The organism is Tenacibaculum finnmarkense, from assembly GCF_900239185.1.
Classification (GTDB): domain Bacteria; phylum Bacteroidota; class Bacteroidia; order Flavobacteriales; family Flavobacteriaceae; genus Polaribacter; species Polaribacter finnmarkensis.
The window spans coordinates 156,880-171,633 of record NZ_OENA01000038.1; the positions used below are offsets into that span (position 1 = coordinate 156,880).

General features: G+C 31.9%; 17 protein-coding genes. 9 read left to right on the forward strand and 8 right to left on the reverse strand.

Annotated elements, in window-relative coordinates; genetic code table 11:
* Positions 1-138 precede the first annotated feature (138 nt).
* The 6 genes from atpB to atpG all read left to right on the forward strand — a co-directional run bounded on the left by atpB (position 139) and on the right by atpG (position 5,252).
* Positions 139-1,332: a F0F1 ATP synthase subunit A gene (atpB, locus tag AQ1689_RS04555; RefSeq protein ID WP_101914057.1), complete on the forward strand. Its 1,194-nt coding sequence runs from the start codon at positions 139-141 to the stop codon at positions 1,330-1,332.
* Between the two features lie 42 nt (positions 1,333-1,374).
* The gene (atpE, locus tag AQ1689_RS04560) at positions 1,375-1,566 is read left to right on the forward strand and encodes an ATP synthase F0 subunit C (RefSeq protein ID WP_058886136.1); all 192 of its coding nucleotides are present in this window, start codon (positions 1,375-1,377) and stop codon (positions 1,564-1,566) included.
* Positions 1,567-1,655: 89 nt separating this feature from the next.
* Positions 1,656-2,153 (forward strand): F0F1 ATP synthase subunit B, encoded by a 498-nt coding sequence (locus AQ1689_RS04565; RefSeq protein ID WP_058886135.1) that lies wholly within the window; start codon positions 1,656-1,658, stop codon positions 2,151-2,153.
* A gap of 7 nt (positions 2,154-2,160) precedes the next feature.
* Entirely contained in the window at positions 2,161-2,697 is a 537-nt protein-coding gene (gene atpH / locus AQ1689_RS04570; protein ID WP_317047041.1) for an ATP synthase F1 subunit delta, read from the forward strand.
* Between the two features lie 43 nt (positions 2,698-2,740).
* The gene (gene atpA, locus AQ1689_RS04575) at positions 2,741-4,321 is read left to right on the forward strand and encodes a F0F1 ATP synthase subunit alpha (RefSeq protein ID WP_101914058.1); all 1,581 of its coding nucleotides are present in this window, start codon (positions 2,741-2,743) and stop codon (positions 4,319-4,321) included.
* Between the two features lie 70 nt (positions 4,322-4,391).
* Positions 4,392-5,252, forward strand: coding sequence for an ATP synthase F1 subunit gamma (atpG, locus tag AQ1689_RS04580; RefSeq protein WP_101914204.1), 861 nt, complete (start codon positions 4,392-4,394; stop codon positions 5,250-5,252).
* 90 nt (positions 5,253-5,342) lie between these two features.
* Here the strand turns inward: atpG and AQ1689_RS04585 are convergent, their stop codons facing one another.
* The gene (locus AQ1689_RS04585) at positions 5,343-7,169 is read right to left on the reverse strand and encodes a 1-deoxy-D-xylulose-5-phosphate synthase (RefSeq protein ID WP_101955317.1); all 1,827 of its coding nucleotides are present in this window, start codon (positions 7,167-7,169) and stop codon (positions 5,343-5,345) included.
* A gap of 39 nt (positions 7,170-7,208) precedes the next feature.
* On the opposite strand from AQ1689_RS04585, the gene rsmI reads away from it, so the two are divergent.
* Positions 7,209-7,880: a 16S rRNA (cytidine(1402)-2'-O)-methyltransferase gene (rsmI, locus tag AQ1689_RS04590; RefSeq protein WP_058886131.1), complete on the forward strand. Its 672-nt coding sequence runs from the start codon at positions 7,209-7,211 to the stop codon at positions 7,878-7,880.
* Here rsmI and AQ1689_RS04595 read toward each other — a convergent pair whose 3' ends face one another.
* From AQ1689_RS04595 to AQ1689_RS04610, 4 genes are read right to left on the reverse strand one after another with little or no spacing between them, the layout of a single operon-like run.
* Positions 7,881-8,573, reverse strand: a complete 693-nt coding sequence (locus AQ1689_RS04595; protein ID WP_101955318.1) for a hypothetical protein — start codon at positions 8,571-8,573, stop codon at positions 7,881-7,883.
* Positions 8,574-8,575: 2 nt separating this feature from the next.
* Positions 8,576-9,241 (reverse strand): hypothetical protein, encoded by a 666-nt coding sequence (locus AQ1689_RS04600; RefSeq protein ID WP_101955319.1) that lies wholly within the window; start codon positions 9,239-9,241, stop codon positions 8,576-8,578.
* Positions 9,232-9,840 (reverse strand): hypothetical protein, encoded by a 609-nt coding sequence (locus AQ1689_RS04605; protein ID WP_101955320.1) that lies wholly within the window; start codon positions 9,838-9,840, stop codon positions 9,232-9,234. Before AQ1689_RS04605 ends, AQ1689_RS04600 begins: the two co-directional genes overlap by 10 nt.
* Positions 9,841-9,852: 12 nt before the next feature.
* A complete protein-coding gene (locus tag AQ1689_RS04610; RefSeq protein ID WP_101906758.1) occupies positions 9,853-10,191 on the reverse strand; it encodes a PadR family transcriptional regulator in 339 nt (112 codons plus the stop codon).
* 152 nt (positions 10,192-10,343) lie between these two features.
* On the opposite strand from AQ1689_RS04610, the gene AQ1689_RS04615 reads away from it, so the two are divergent.
* The gene (locus AQ1689_RS04615; RefSeq protein ID WP_101955321.1) at positions 10,344-11,393 is read left to right on the forward strand and encodes a ferredoxin--NADP reductase; all 1,050 of its coding nucleotides are present in this window, start codon (positions 10,344-10,346) and stop codon (positions 11,391-11,393) included.
* Positions 11,394-11,414: 21 nt separating this feature from the next.
* Positions 11,415-12,104 carry a LysE family translocator gene (locus AQ1689_RS04620; protein ID WP_101955322.1) on the forward strand — a complete coding sequence of 230 codons (690 nt, stop codon included), beginning with the start codon at positions 11,415-11,417 and terminating at the stop codon, positions 12,102-12,104.
* Between the two features lie 9 nt (positions 12,105-12,113).
* Here the strand turns inward: AQ1689_RS04620 and mgtE are convergent, their stop codons facing one another.
* From mgtE to AQ1689_RS04635, 3 genes are all read right to left on the reverse strand, one after another.
* The gene (gene mgtE / locus AQ1689_RS04625) at positions 12,114-13,463 is read right to left on the reverse strand and encodes a magnesium transporter (RefSeq protein ID WP_101914066.1); all 1,350 of its coding nucleotides are present in this window, start codon (positions 13,461-13,463) and stop codon (positions 12,114-12,116) included.
* A 67-nt stretch (positions 13,464-13,530) separates the two neighbouring features.
* Positions 13,531-14,340: a 16S rRNA (adenine(1518)-N(6)/adenine(1519)-N(6))-dimethyltransferase RsmA gene (gene rsmA, locus AQ1689_RS04630; protein WP_101955323.1), complete on the reverse strand. Its 810-nt coding sequence runs from the start codon at positions 14,338-14,340 to the stop codon at positions 13,531-13,533.
* Between the two features lie 81 nt (positions 14,341-14,421).
* Positions 14,422-14,751, reverse strand: coding sequence for a DUF4286 family protein (locus tag AQ1689_RS04635; protein WP_058886122.1), 330 nt, complete (start codon positions 14,749-14,751; stop codon positions 14,422-14,424).
* Positions 14,752-14,754: the final 3 nt, after the last annotated feature.

Consider the following 14,754-nt stretch of genomic DNA (forward strand, 5'->3'; position numbering starts at 1 on the left):
TCGCTTTTTTATGCCCACTTTTAAGAGCGTGTTAAATTTGTATTAAAACTAAGACAGAAAACGGTTTGTAGTTTTGATTACAATATGTACCTTTGCACGGAAATTTACAGACCTTAAACCTATATTCAAATTTAAGATATGATGATAGCAAAAAAATCTATCAAGTTTTTAACAATACTTGCATTAGTTTTTACATCATTTTCAGTATTCGCTGAAGGTGGAACTACTACTTTACAAGAAGGTGAGCATACAACTTCACCTAAAAGTGAACACACTGTATTGCAGGAAAATGAGCACATTATAGAACAAGATGGTGGCCGTGTAAACACAAAGGCTGAAATTGAAGCTTATAAAAAGCATCACTTAGCAGATTCGCACGATTTTAATTTATTTTCGTACACCAATGATCAAAATGAAAGAAAACACGTAGGCGTTCCTTTACCTACAATTGTTTGGACAAGTAAAGGTTTAAGAACTTTTATGTCGTCAGCTTTTCATCATAATGATGATGGTCATGTAGTTGTGCCAGCAGATGGAGTACAGTTAACTAAAATACACAGTAAAATATATGAGTTAAATGAAGGAGAAACAGCTGTTTCTTTTGATGAGGCTCACCATGCTACAAATGCTCATAAAGTATTGGATTTTTCTATAACAAAAAGTGTTGTAGGAATGCTTTTAGTAGGTTTGTTAATGATTTTTGGCTTTAGAGGATTAGCTAAAGGATACAAAAAAGGCGCAATACCAACTGGTTTTGCAAGAGTTTTAGAGCCTTTAGTATTATATGTTAGAGATGAAATAGCAAGACCAAATATTGGTGAAAAGCATTACCGTAAATTTATGGGATTCTTATTAACTGTTTTCTTTTTTATCTGGGTTTCAAATTTATTAGGGTTAACTCCTTTAGGATTTAATATTACAGGACAATTAGCTGTAACAGTTTGTTTGGCTCTTTTTACCTTTTTTATCGTACAGTTTTCAGCGAATAAAGACTATTGGAAACATATTTTTTGGATGCCAGGAGTTCCTGTAGCCATGAAATTTATTTTAGCACCTATTGAGTTTTTAGGTATTTTAACCAAGCCTTTTTCATTATTTGTACGTTTATTTGCTAATATTACAGCAGGTCATTCAGTAGTAATGGGTATTGCCGCTTTAATGATTGTATTAAAAGCGAAGTTTGGAACAGCAGGTGCTACAGGTGTATCTGTATTTTTAACGTTGTTTTTAACGTTAATTGAAGTGTTGGTAGCTTTCTTACAAGCCTATATCTTTACAATGTTATCTTCATTGTTTATTGGTATGGCAGTGGAAGAACATGAGCACCATTAATAAAATGAAATTTTTTGTTTAATTTAATATAAATCAATTATTATGACAGGTCTTACTTTAATAGGAGCAGGTTTAATCGTAATCGGAGCAGGATTAGGATTAGGGAAAATCGGTAGTAGCGCAATGGAAGCTATCGCACGTCAACCTGAAGCTGCTGGAAAAATCCAAACAGCAATGATTATTATTGGAGCATTATTAGAAGGTTTAGCATTCGGTGCTTTACTTTTAGGATAATCTTCCAGAAATTAAAAAGAAACACTTTCTGCAACGATTGGTTGCAGAAGTGTTTTATTAAACAATAAAAAAATACAAAATAAATTAGTATGGGAATTTTTAATGATTTTTCAATAGGATTATTTGTCATGCAGGCTTTTATCTTATTAATCTTAATTTTTTTAATGGTAAAATTTGCTTGGAAGCCTATTTTAACTGCCTTAAATGACAGAGAAGAAGGTATTCAAAATGCATTAGATCAGGCTGAAAATGCTCGTAAAGAAATGCAAAATTTACAAGCTGATAACGATAGATTATTAAAAGAAGCACGTGCAGAAAGAGATGCAATGATGCAAGAAGCTCGTGATATTAAAGACAATATTGTAGCAGAAGCAAAAGAAGAAGCACAAGCGCAAACTTCTAGCATGATTGAAAATGCGAAAGCAACAATAAAACAAGAGCAACAAGCTGCTATTTCTGAATTAAAGAAAACAGTAACTGATTTATCTTTAGATATCGCTCAGCAGTTAGTCAGAAAAGAATTAACTTCACCAGCAGATCATTTAAAGCTAGTAGAAGGAATGTTAGAAGAGATTACTTTAAACTAATCAATCGATGAAAGGAGCTAGACCAGCATTACGTTACGCAAAAGCAATATTAAATTTAGCTAAAGAAACTAATAAAGATTCTTTAGTAAACGATAATATGAAATTCATCGCAAGTACTATTGCAGAAAGTAGCGATTTAAACAGAATGCTTAAAAGCCCTGTAGTTAAAGCCACTGATAAACAAAAGGTTTTAGTTGCACTTTTTGGTGATAAAGTAGATGCTATCATAAAAGGTTTATTCAATTTATTAGAAGAGAATAAACGTATGATAATGTTAGAAGCTATTGCAAAGCAATACGCTATTCTTTACGATACCTATAAAGGGATACAGGTTGCTAAAGTTACTACCGCAGTAGTTTTAACAAAAGAGTTAGAAGATAAAATACAAGCGAAAATTGTTTCTTTAACAGGAAATAGCGCAAGTATAGAAAATATAGTAAATCCGAATATTTTAGGAGGATTTATTTTACGTGTTGGAGATGTGCAGTATGATGCAAGTATTTCTAATCAATTCAAAGAGTTAAGAAGAGAATTTGACAATTAGTCAGTATATTCCACAAATTTAATTATACATCCAAAGCAATAAGATGGCAGGAATTAAACCAGCTGAAGTTTCAGCAATTTTAAAGGAACAATTAACAAACTTCGAGTCTAAAGCTTCATTAAATGAAGTAGGTACCGTATTACAAGTAGGTGATGGTATTGCTCGTGTTTATGGTTTGTCTAATGTACAATATGGTGAATTAGTAGAATTCGATAACGGATTAGAAGGTATCGTATTAAACTTAGAAGAAGATAATGCAGGTGTTGTATTATTAGGTGCTTCTACATCAGTAAGAGAAGGTTCTGTTGTAAAACGTACAGAACGTATTGCTTCTTTAAGAGCTGGAGAAGGTATTGTAGGACGTGTTGTAAATACATTAGGACAGCCAATTGATGGTAAAGGACCTATTGAAGGTAAAACATACGAAATGCCTTTAGAGCGTAGAGCTCCTGGAGTTATTTATCGTGAGCCTGTAACCGAACCAATGCAAACTGGTATTAAAGCTATTGACGCTATGATTCCTGTAGGACGTGGTCAACGTGAGTTAATTATTGGTGACCGTCAAACTGGTAAATCTACCGTTGCTCTTGATACTATTTTAAATCAAAAAGAATTTTACGATGCTGGGAAACCAGTATACTGTATATATGTTGCTATTGGTCAAAAAGCATCTACTGTAGCAGCAATTGCTAACATGTTAGAAGACAAAGGCGCAATGGCTTATACTACAATTGTAGCAGCAAATGCATCTGATCCTGCAGCAATGCAAGTGTATGCACCTTTCGCAGGAGCAGCAATTGGAGAATTTTTTAGAGATACCGGAAGACCAGCTTTAATTGTTTATGATGATTTATCTAAACAAGCAGTTGCATACCGTGAAATTTCTTTATTATTAAGAAGACCACCGGGACGTGAGGCATATCCTGGAGATGTATTTTACTTACACTCTCGTTTATTAGAACGTGCTGCAAAGCTTATCAACGATGATAAAATTGCAAGTGAAATGAATGATTTACCTGATTCTTTAAGAGGAGTTGTAAAAGGTGGAGGTTCTTTAACTGCATTACCAATTATTGAAACACAAGCAGGAGATGTATCAGCATATATCCCTACAAACGTAATTTCGATTACCGATGGGCAAATTTTCTTAGATGGAGATTTATTTAACTCTGGTGTTCGTCCAGCAATTAACGTAGGTATTTCAGTATCTCGTGTTGGTGGTAACGCTCAGATTAAATCTATGAAAAAAGTATCTGGTACTTTAAAATTAGATCAAGCACAATATCGTGAATTAGAAGCATTCGCTAAGTTTGGTTCTGATTTAGATGCAGCTACTTTAAATGTAATTTCAAAAGGACAACGTAATGTTGAAATTTTAAAGCAAGCACAAAACGATCCTTATACCGTAGAAAATCAGATTGCAATCATTTATGCAGGTTCTAAAAACTTGTTAAAAGATGTACCTGTTAAAAAGGTAAAAGAATTTGAAAAAGATTATATTCAGTATTTAAATGCAAAGCATAAAGCTATTTTAAATACCTTAAAAGCAGGGAAATTAACTGAAGAAGTAATTGATACTTTAACAGCAGCTGCAAAAGAAATTTCAGCTAAATTTAAGGCTTAATAAATAATTTTAATATTGAATATTTCGAGGTATTCGGAATATTCAATATTAAATGCTAACTACTATTTGTATGGCAAATTTAAAAGAGATACGTAACAGAATTACTTCGATAAAATCAACAATGCAGATTACCTCTGCCATGAAAATGGTATCGGCTGCAAAGTTAAAGAAAGCACAAGATGCAATTACGGCAATGCGCCCATATTCGTCTAAGCTTACTGAATTATTACAAAGCTTAAGCGCTACTTTAGATAGTGATGCTAGCGGTGTATATTCAACACAAAAAGAAGTAAAAAATGTATTACTAGTTGTAATTACCTCAAACAGAGGTTTGTGTGGTGGTTTTAACTCTTCTATTGTTAAAAGAACAATAAAAGCTATTGATGAAAAATACAGTAATGTTGCTGTTGATTTATTAACAATAGGTAAAAAAGGAGATGATATTTTAGCAAAACAGCATACGGTTATTGAAAACAGAAATGATATTTTTGATGATTTAACGTATGATAATGTTGCTGAAGTTGCACAGAAAATAATGGATTTATACGTAGCTGGTTCTTACCAAAAAGTAGAGCTTATTTACAATCAATTTAAAAATGCAGCAACTCAAATACCACAATTAGAGCAATTCTTACCAATTGAGCCAGTAGAAAGTGATGAAAATGTAACATTAGATTATGTTTTTGAACCTTCTAAAGAAGAGATTGTTTTAGAATTGATTCCTAAGTCATTAAAAACACAATTATACAAAGCAATTCGTGATTCATTTGCATCAGAACACGGAGCTCGTATGACTGCAATGCACAAGGCAACTGATAATGCAACTGAATTACGTGATGAGTTATTATTAACGTATAACAAAGCTCGTCAGGCAGCTATTACTAACGAAATTTTAGAAATTGTTGGTGGTGCAGAAGCATTAAATAACTAAAAAATTATAGTTTTTATCAATTTAATTGATGAAAAATTAATTTATATAAAAAAAGCGAATCCATTTGGATTCGCTTTTTTTTAATGAAGTTTAAACAGATTCTAATAATTCTTCAATTTTTTCTTGAATACTTTTTGTATCAATATTTAATAAAACTTGTAATTCTTCCACCGTTCCGTGGTCAATAAATTCATCTGGAATCCCTAAAATATCAATACTGCCTTGGTAGTTTTCTTCGGATGCATATTCTAAAATAGCAGAACCAAAACCACCGCTTACGGTTCCGTCTTCTAGGGTGATAATGCTATCAAAATCAGTAAAAATAGCAGCTAATAATTTTTTATCCAAAGGTTTTACAAAACGCATATCATAATGCGCTACACTATTGCTATTTTCTAGTTGATTTATGGCTTCAAAAACAGTATCGGCAATTGTTCCTACCGATAATATTGCGACTTTATTTTTTAATTTTTCAAATGATTTTTTAGATGATTTTTCAAGGTGATTATTTAATTTTTTAAGGCAAACAGCTTTTCCTATTTGAATTTCTTCAAAAGGAAGTTGCCATTTTTCTAATTGACCTGTACCTCTTGGATATCGAATTGCAATAGGATTTTTTAAACCTAATTGCGCCGTAAACATAATATTTCGAAGTTCAATTTCGTTACGAGGTGCAAAAATGATCATATTTGGAATTAAGCGTAAATATGCCAAATCGAAAACTCCGTGATGCGTTGCACCGTCTTGCCCAACCAAACCTGCTCTGTCGATACAGAAAATAACAGGTAAATTTTGCAAGGCAACATCATGAATTATCTGGTCGAAAGAACGCTGTAAAAAGGTAGAATAAATAGCGCAAAATGGCATAATATTTTGAGTTGCCATTCCTGCGGATAAAGTAACGGCATGCTGTTCGGCAATACCAACATCAAAAGTACGCTCAGGAAATTCGGCTAACATTTCATTTAAAGAACTTCCTGAAAGCATTGCAGGTGTAATACCTACAATTTTTTTATTTTGATGCGCTAATTCAATTAATGTTTTTCCAAAAACATCTTGAAATTTAGTAAATTTACTTTTCTTTTTAGGCAATACATCGCCTGAAATTTTATCAAATTTTCCTGGAGCATGATATTTTACTTGGTCTTGCTCTGCCTGTCGCAAACCTTTTCCTTTGGTGGTAATTATATGTAAAAATTTTGGTCCTTTAACTTCTTTCAAACGGTTTAATTCTGATAAAAGTTCTTCAAAATTATGCCCATCAATAGGGCCTGAATATTCAAAGTTTAAGGCTTCAAAAATATTATGTTGCTCAATATCCGACCTTGTCGATTTTATCCGTGTTAAATATCCTTTTAAAGCACCAACTGAAGGATCAATTCCAATAGCATTATCATTTAAAATAACTAATAAATTAGCATCGGTATCGCCTGCATGATTCAAGGCTTCAAAAGCCATTCCGCTCGCAATAGAAGCATCGCCAATAATAGCAATATGATGTTTATTACTTCCTTGTATTTTAGAGGCAATTGCCATTCCTAAAGCCGCTGAAATAGAAGTAGAAGAGTGCCCAACGCCAAAAGTATCGTAAGCACTTTCGCTACGTTTTGGGAAACCTGAAATACCGCCTAATTGTCGGTTGCTATGAAAAACGTCTTTTCTGCCTGTTAAAATTTTATGCCCATAGGCTTGATGCCCAACATCCCAAACAAATTGGTCGGTTGGTGTATCGAATACATAATGCAAGGCAATGGTGAGTTCAACAACACCTAAACTTGCGCCTAAATGACCTTCTTTTGTGGCGACAACATCAATAATAAATTCACGTAATTCTGTGGCTAATAATGGCAGTTTATCAGCAGATAATTTCCTTATATCCGAAGGAAAATTAATATTTTTTAACAGCTTTTTTGGCATAGCGCAAATGTACTAAAAACTTTGTTGTAGCTTTGCCGTATGAGTAAATTGTATTTGGTACCAACCCCTATCGGGAATTTAGAAGATATTACGCTAAGAGCGCTTAGAATATTAAAAGAAGTCGATTTTATTTTGGCGGAAGACACGCGTACTAGTGGAAAATTGTTAAAACATTTTGAAATTGGAACACAAATGTACAGCCATCATATGCACAACGAGCATAAATCGGTTGATGGTGTTTTAAATCGCTTAAAAAATGGTGAAACCTGTGCCTTAATTTCTGATGCTGGAACTCCAGCTATTTCTGATCCTGGTTTTTTATTAACCAGAGCTTGTGTACAACAAAATATTGAGGTAGAATGTTTGCCTGGTGCAACTGCTTTTGTACCTGCTTTGGTAAATTCTGGTTTGCCAAATGATAAATTTGTTTTCGAAGGATTTTTACCTGTTAAAAAAGGAAGGCAAACCCGTTTAACGCTTTTATCCGAAGAAAATAGAACCATGATTTTTTACGAAAGCCCGCATAAATTATTAAAAACATTAGCCCATTTTGGCGAATATTTTGGACAAGACAGGCAAATATCAGTTTCTAGAGAATTGACAAAATTATTTGAAGAAACCAAGCGAGGAACAGTAGCAGAAGTGTTATCATATTATACTTTAAAACCCGCCAAAGGCGAAATTGTGATTGTTGTTGATGGTAAAAAATAATTAAACAAGTTGGTATTCGGGGTAGTGGTTTTTCATTATTTCTTCGGATGTATTTGGGATTAAAATTAACGTAATATATCCTGATAAAACTAAAAGTGTTGAAAATATTGATAAACCTATTACCCAATAGCTATTATCGAGTTTTTCACCCATAGAAATGATATTAGAGATATTTGAAAATAAAACGATAAAGTTACTAGCGGCTAATTTGTAAATAAAATTTTCGAGCAACCATTTTTTGTTGGTTTTGGCTATTTTTTGTTTCTGTTGACTAAATAACAGTCGGCATTTTATCAGTAAAAACAGAAAGAAAACAACATAAAAACTAATATAGCTATACGCACCAAAAACAGGTATTTTATACATATTATAAAAGCTTAAAAAGATAGAAAATGTTATGATTATTTTAGGGAGTGTAAACCATTGTTTTAATAAATTCCATAAAATTATACGGTATTTTTTAGCAACCTGTTTTTGTTTTTCTTCTAAAATATCCATAAAACCAAATACGCCAAATTTTTTGAATGAAATGTCACGTGCTTTTTCAAAAGTTACTGTAGGTTTTTCGATGTAAATTTGTTCGATATCGTTTGCTAAATGATCGACTAATTCGGTTTGTACATCGTAAAACTCCACAAAATGTTGCTGTGTAAATTTGTAAAGTTGGGCTATATTTTGATTGGTTAATTGCATGATTATTCTACGAGATATTTATACTTGGTTTGTATCGTTTTTTGTTTAGAAATAAAACTTTGATGTATTATATAAATAACTATAATTACAATTAAGTGTATATAGGAAAAATAAAAACTGAAAATAGGTCTTTGGTTAAAATTTATAATACTAGCTGTGTGTACAATGCTTAAAGTTAAAAAAATAGTGATTGAATTATAAGCATTTACTATTTTAATTAACTGATGTTTTTTCATAAAAGAAATAGTGTTGTAAGCGAAATACGCCATTTCAATGAAAAGGCATGTAAACAAAAAATACTCCGATATTTCGGGTTTATAGTTTATCAAATACAAAGCAATTACTAAAAACAAACCAACAGTTAAACAATGAATAGGTTTAGATAATTGAAATATAGAATTTTTAGCGATACTCAAATAATCAGCCAAAAATTTGCGCTTTATTATCGAATTATATTCAAGTAAAAGAGCTGTTTTTCTACTCAACATATATTTAATAAAAGGAGTTTGAAGACGGCTATTTTCAAAAAAAGCATCAGTATTTTCAATGTTATTTTCAATTTCAGAAGCAATATGATCAACCATTTCAAAGCGAATATCAATATATTCAACGCCAATTCCTTCTAGAAAATTGTTAATTCTACGAGTTTGTTCTTGAGTTAATTGCATTTTATCATAATTTTTTGATGTTCTTTATAAAGCTTATAGCCTAAAAAGCTATTACAGAATATTAAAAAAACATAAAAAGAGGATATTTCAGGTAAAAGAAACGCGATAAAAAGTAGCAGTAAACTTGGGATTATAAATTTTTCAAAGAGAAATAAAAAGGTGGTTTTTAATTTTCTCATCTTAAAATAAAAATATCCGTTAATAATTGCTAAACCAACACCAATTGTTAAAAAAAAGAATGAATTATCCGATAAAAAAGAAGAAATAGTTGATTTTTCACCAATCAAAAAAGCTTGTAAAAAAACTGCTATAAAAGAAAAGATAAGCCAATATTTCCCTAAATTTACTGCTTTGTTAATTACAATTTTTGGTCTATTGTATAAAATACCTATTAGAAAACTACTGGTAAATTCTAAATCTTTATGCCATTTTCCTGTACTTTGCTTAAAAGCATCTTCAAAAGGAATTCCTTGTTCCAAAAGAGATTCTATATCAGAAATAATATGATCTAAAACTTCGAACCGAACATCGATATAATCTAGTTTTTTGTAGCTAAGAAAATTTTCTACACACTGTATTTGTTCTTGAGTTAATTCCATAGTAATATGATTTTATTCTAAACTAAATTTAGGGTTTACCAATTGTTGCATCGTTTTTAAAAAATCTTGCATTTCAGCTAGTTTGTTAACGGTTTCTTTACTACCGCTTTCGGTTAATTTATAATATTTACGCAAGCGATTACCAACTTTTGCCACTTCTACATCTAACAATCCTTCGGCTTCTAATTTGTGTAAAGCAGGGTATAAAGCGCCTTCGGTAATTTTTAATTCGCCCTTGGTAAGCTCCTTTACTTTTTGCGTAATTTCATAGCCATACATTTTTTCATTTTGAGCTAAAAGCTTTAAAATGATGGTTTGTAAAGAGCCTTTATATAATTTCTGATTTCCCATTTTTGTAAACAATAAATAAACTTCAAACTGTTTTAAAGTGATACAAATATACATAATTTTCTTATGTATAAGTTTCTTAGGTATTATTTTATACAAACTCTCACAAATCATTTACTTAGTATTGCTTATTTTTGTATATCTAAACTCGATAAATGTCTACATTTCATAAATTAAATATTGAAAAAATAATCAAAGAAACTGCCGATGCTGTTTCTATATTATTCACCGTTCCTGCCGAATTAAAAGAAGCATATACTTTTATCGCAGGGCAATATGTTACTATAAAAGCAAGCATAAACGGGCAAGAAATAAGAAGAGCATATTCTATTTGTGCTTCGCCAAAAAGCAATCAAATTAAAGTAGCGGTAAAAGCAGTGGAAAAAGGTCTTTTTTCAACCTATGCAACGACCCAACTAAAAGAAAATACGGTTTTAGAAGTTTCTGAGCCTGAAGGAAAGTTTATTTTAGAGCCTAAAGCTGCTAAAAATTACCTAGCCTTTGCCGCAGGAAGTGGAATTACTCCTGTTTTATCAATGATAAAAGCGGTGTTAGAAAAAGAAGTTTCATCAACTTTTACTTTGGTTTTTGGAAATAAAAAAGCCGAAAGCACTATTTTTTATGATGAATTAAATGGGTTATCTGAGGCATATCCGAAGCAGTTTAACCTGCATTATATTTTTAGTAAAGAAGCAGTAGGTAACAGCAAATTTGGACGAATAGATAAAAGCCATGTTAATTACTTTGTAAAAAATATTCATAAAGCTATTTCTTTTGATGCTACCTATATCTGTGGGCCCGAAGAAATGATTAATTTGGTGTCAGAAACCCTGCAAGAGGCTAATTTTGATAAAGAAAATATCCATTTTGAGTTGTTTACAGCAAGTGCTTCAGCAACTGAAATACCAGCGGCTTCTTCTGATGGAAAATCGGAAATTACGGTGTTGTTAGACGATGAAGAAACGACTTTTTCAATGGATAAAACCGACACACTTTTAGCTGCTTCTTTGCGCAACAAATTAGATGCACCCTATTCTTGTCAGGGGGGTGTTTGTAGCAGTTGTATCGCAAAAGTTACTCAAGGAAAAGCAGTGATGTCTAAAAATTCTATTTTGTCGGATGATGAATTAGAAGATGGTTTTGTTTTAACCTGTGTAGCACATCCTTGTACACCAAAATTGGTACTTGATTTTGATGATATTTAGAGCTAAACACAGCGTATAAAAATGGATTTTTACAATTTTAAAAACGCTTTATTTATAGGTTTTATCATGTCGTTTATGATAGGGCCTGTATTTTTTATGCTTATAAAAACAAGTATTTTAAAAGGAGCAAGAGCAGCAATTGCATTTAATATCGGTGTTATTTTAGGTGATATCGCTTTTATGCTAATTGCCTATTACGGAAGCAGAAGTTTACTAGAAAAAATTAAAGACGACCCTCGTTTATTTATGGTTGGCGGTCTTATTTTAATCGTGTATGGTTTTATTACTTATTTTGATAAAAACAATAAAAAAGATGCCCAAATAACGGAGGTCAAAATTATAGAAAGTACTAATTATTTAAAATTATTAGCAAAAGGTTTTGCTTTAAACTGTATAAATGTTGGTGTTTTAGCAACTTGGCTAGGAGTAGTTTTAGTTGTTGGACCCACATTAAATATGGATCCGACCGCTATCTTTTGGTATTTTGCTACCATACTTTTTGGCTATGCTACCACCGATTTAGGTAAAATATTATTAGCAAAGCAATTAAAAAATAAATTAACGCCTTTAGTTATTTATCGAATAAAAAAAGGAATGGGTGTTTTATTGATTGTTTTTGGTGTATTGATTATGTTAAAAAGTTTCATACCTAAAGAAGAAATTGATGCTTTATTTAATAAAGTTACACCAGAACAAACTACTAAAAATTAGTTAGAATAATTAAAAACCGATAATCATTTTAGCAATTCCGAAGTAAATTAAAATCCCAAAAATATCATTACTTGTGGTAATAAATGGTCCTGTAGCAATTGCAGGATCAATACCACGTTTATCTAAAAATAATGGTATAAAAGTTCCTATTAAACCAGCGACAATTATCACTACAAAAAGCGATATAGAAATCGCCGTTGCTACTTTTATATCTTGTTCTTTAATAAAGATAAAAAAGAACAATAAAATAGCCAAAGCCAAGCCATTTACCATGGCTAAAGAAACTTCTTTTAATAGCCTGTTGCTAATACTTCCTTTTACATCATCATTGGCTAAACCTTGCACTATAATTGCCGATGATTGTACGCCAACATTTCCTGCCATTGCTGCGATTAAGGGTGTAAACATAAATAAAATGGCGTTGTCAACCATGGCATCTTCAAAAAATCCCATAATACTTGCGGCACCAACACCTCCTAATAATCCGAGGAAAAGCCAAGGCAAACGCGCACGAGTTAGCTCCCAAATAGTATCATCAGCTTCAACATCTTGGGTAATACCTGCGGCTAATTGATAATCTTTATCGGCCTCTTCTTTAATTACATCAACAATGTCATCAATGGTAATTCGCCCTACTAAAACACCTAATTCATCAACCACCGGGATGGCTTCTAAATCATATTTTCGCATAATATTGGCTACATCTTCGGCTTTATCTGTAACGCTTACAAAATCTACCTTTGGTATATAAACCTCAGCAATGGTAGCCTTTGTGGCGGTCATTAGTAAATCTTTTAAAGACAAGCGTCCTTTTAATTTTCCAGCATCGTCAATTACATAAATTGAGTGTACACGAGTAACTTCTTCTGCTTGAATGCGCATTTCTTTTTCACAACGGGTAATTGTCCAATTTTCATTAACTTTTACCAGTTCTTTAGCCATTAAACCACCTGCAGAATTTTCAGAATAACGTAATAATTCTACAATTTCTTTGGCATGTTCTTGGTCTTCAATTTCTTGCATTACCGCTTTTTTCCTTTTATCGGAAAGTTCGGAAATTACATCGGCAGCATCATCGGTATCTAGTTCATCAATTTCTTCCGCAATTTCTTTTGCGGTTAGTTGTTGTAATATTTTTTCACGAACATCATCATCAACATCCATCAGTACTTCTGAGGTTGTTTCGCTGTCTAATAAACGGATAATATATACGGCTTCTTCAAAGGGTAATTCGTCTAATATTTCGGCAATATCAGCATGGTGCATTTCTTTAAAAAGCTCATTAAGCGCATCGTTTTTTTTACTTTCGATGTATTGCAATACGTTATTAAGCAGTTCTTGGGTTATTTCAAATGCCATCTTTTGCTATTTTACTTGATAATCGAGCGTTAAATATGTCTAGTCTAATTCTTTTATGATCTTATGTTTAATTATCTAAATTGTCTTTTGCTATTTTATCGGTTAATTCGATAAAACGTGCTACAGATAATTGTTCAGGACGCATGGTAAAAATAGGATCTTGTTTTAAATCATCAGAAATATTGAATGATTTTAAACTAGAACGCAGCATTTTTCGTCGTTGATTAAACGCTGTTTTTACCACTCTAAAAAATAATTTTTCATCAACAGGTAAGCTATAATCTTTTTTCCTAGTTAATCTGATAACACCAGAATCTACTTTTGGCGGCGGATTGAAAACACTAGGAGGAACGGTAAATAAGTATTCTACATCAAAGAAAGCCTGTGTTAATACAGACATAATTCCATAGACTTTACTTCCCTCTTTTTCAGCGATTCTTTTGGCTACTTCTTTTTGAAACATTCCTGCAAATTCAGGTACAAAGTCTCTGTATTCAATAGCTTTGAATACAATTTGAGTAGAAATATTATATGGAAAGTTACCAATAATAGCCACTTGTTTTTCTTTAAAAACGTCTTTTAAATTTTTCTTTAAAAAATCGCCTTCTAAAATTTCAAATTTTTTAGCAGTGGTGTCTAACTTAATATGTTCTAACGGAAAAGTATCTTTTAAATAGGCAACCGAATCATAATCGATTTCCATTACCGTGGTTTTGGTTTCACGTTCTAATAAATACTTTGTTAAAACGCCCATTCCAGGACCAATTTCTAATATATTATCGTAGCCTTTTCCAATTAATGCATCGGCTATTTTTTTAGCGATATCTTCATCAGTTAAAAAATGTTGTCCTAGGTGTTTTTTTGCTCTTACTGTCATGGTCTTAAATTAAGATAAAAAAGGGTTAGAAACAAGCATCAAAAAGAGCGCTTGCATTTAATAAATGAGGTTGCCGTATTTTTAATTACTAGCTACCGTAGGAAAAAATTCATTAATTACTTGTAATTCGGTACGAAAAGCTAACATTTTATCGCCAAATTTCTTAAAACTAGCCGCGCGAAGTTCATCTGCATGATTGTTATAATAAGCGTCTAAATTTTCACGTGTTTTTGCAGTATATTGAACAGAATAGGTTGTTCCTCCCATTTCTTCTTCTACTAAAACTTGGGTTAATTTTGCGCTTAAAAAGTGTCCTGTATTTAAAACTTCAGGAATATGATTTTCAATCCAAACTAACCATTCTTGGTGTACACTTTGGTCAATATTTATGGTAACATTATAGATATACATACT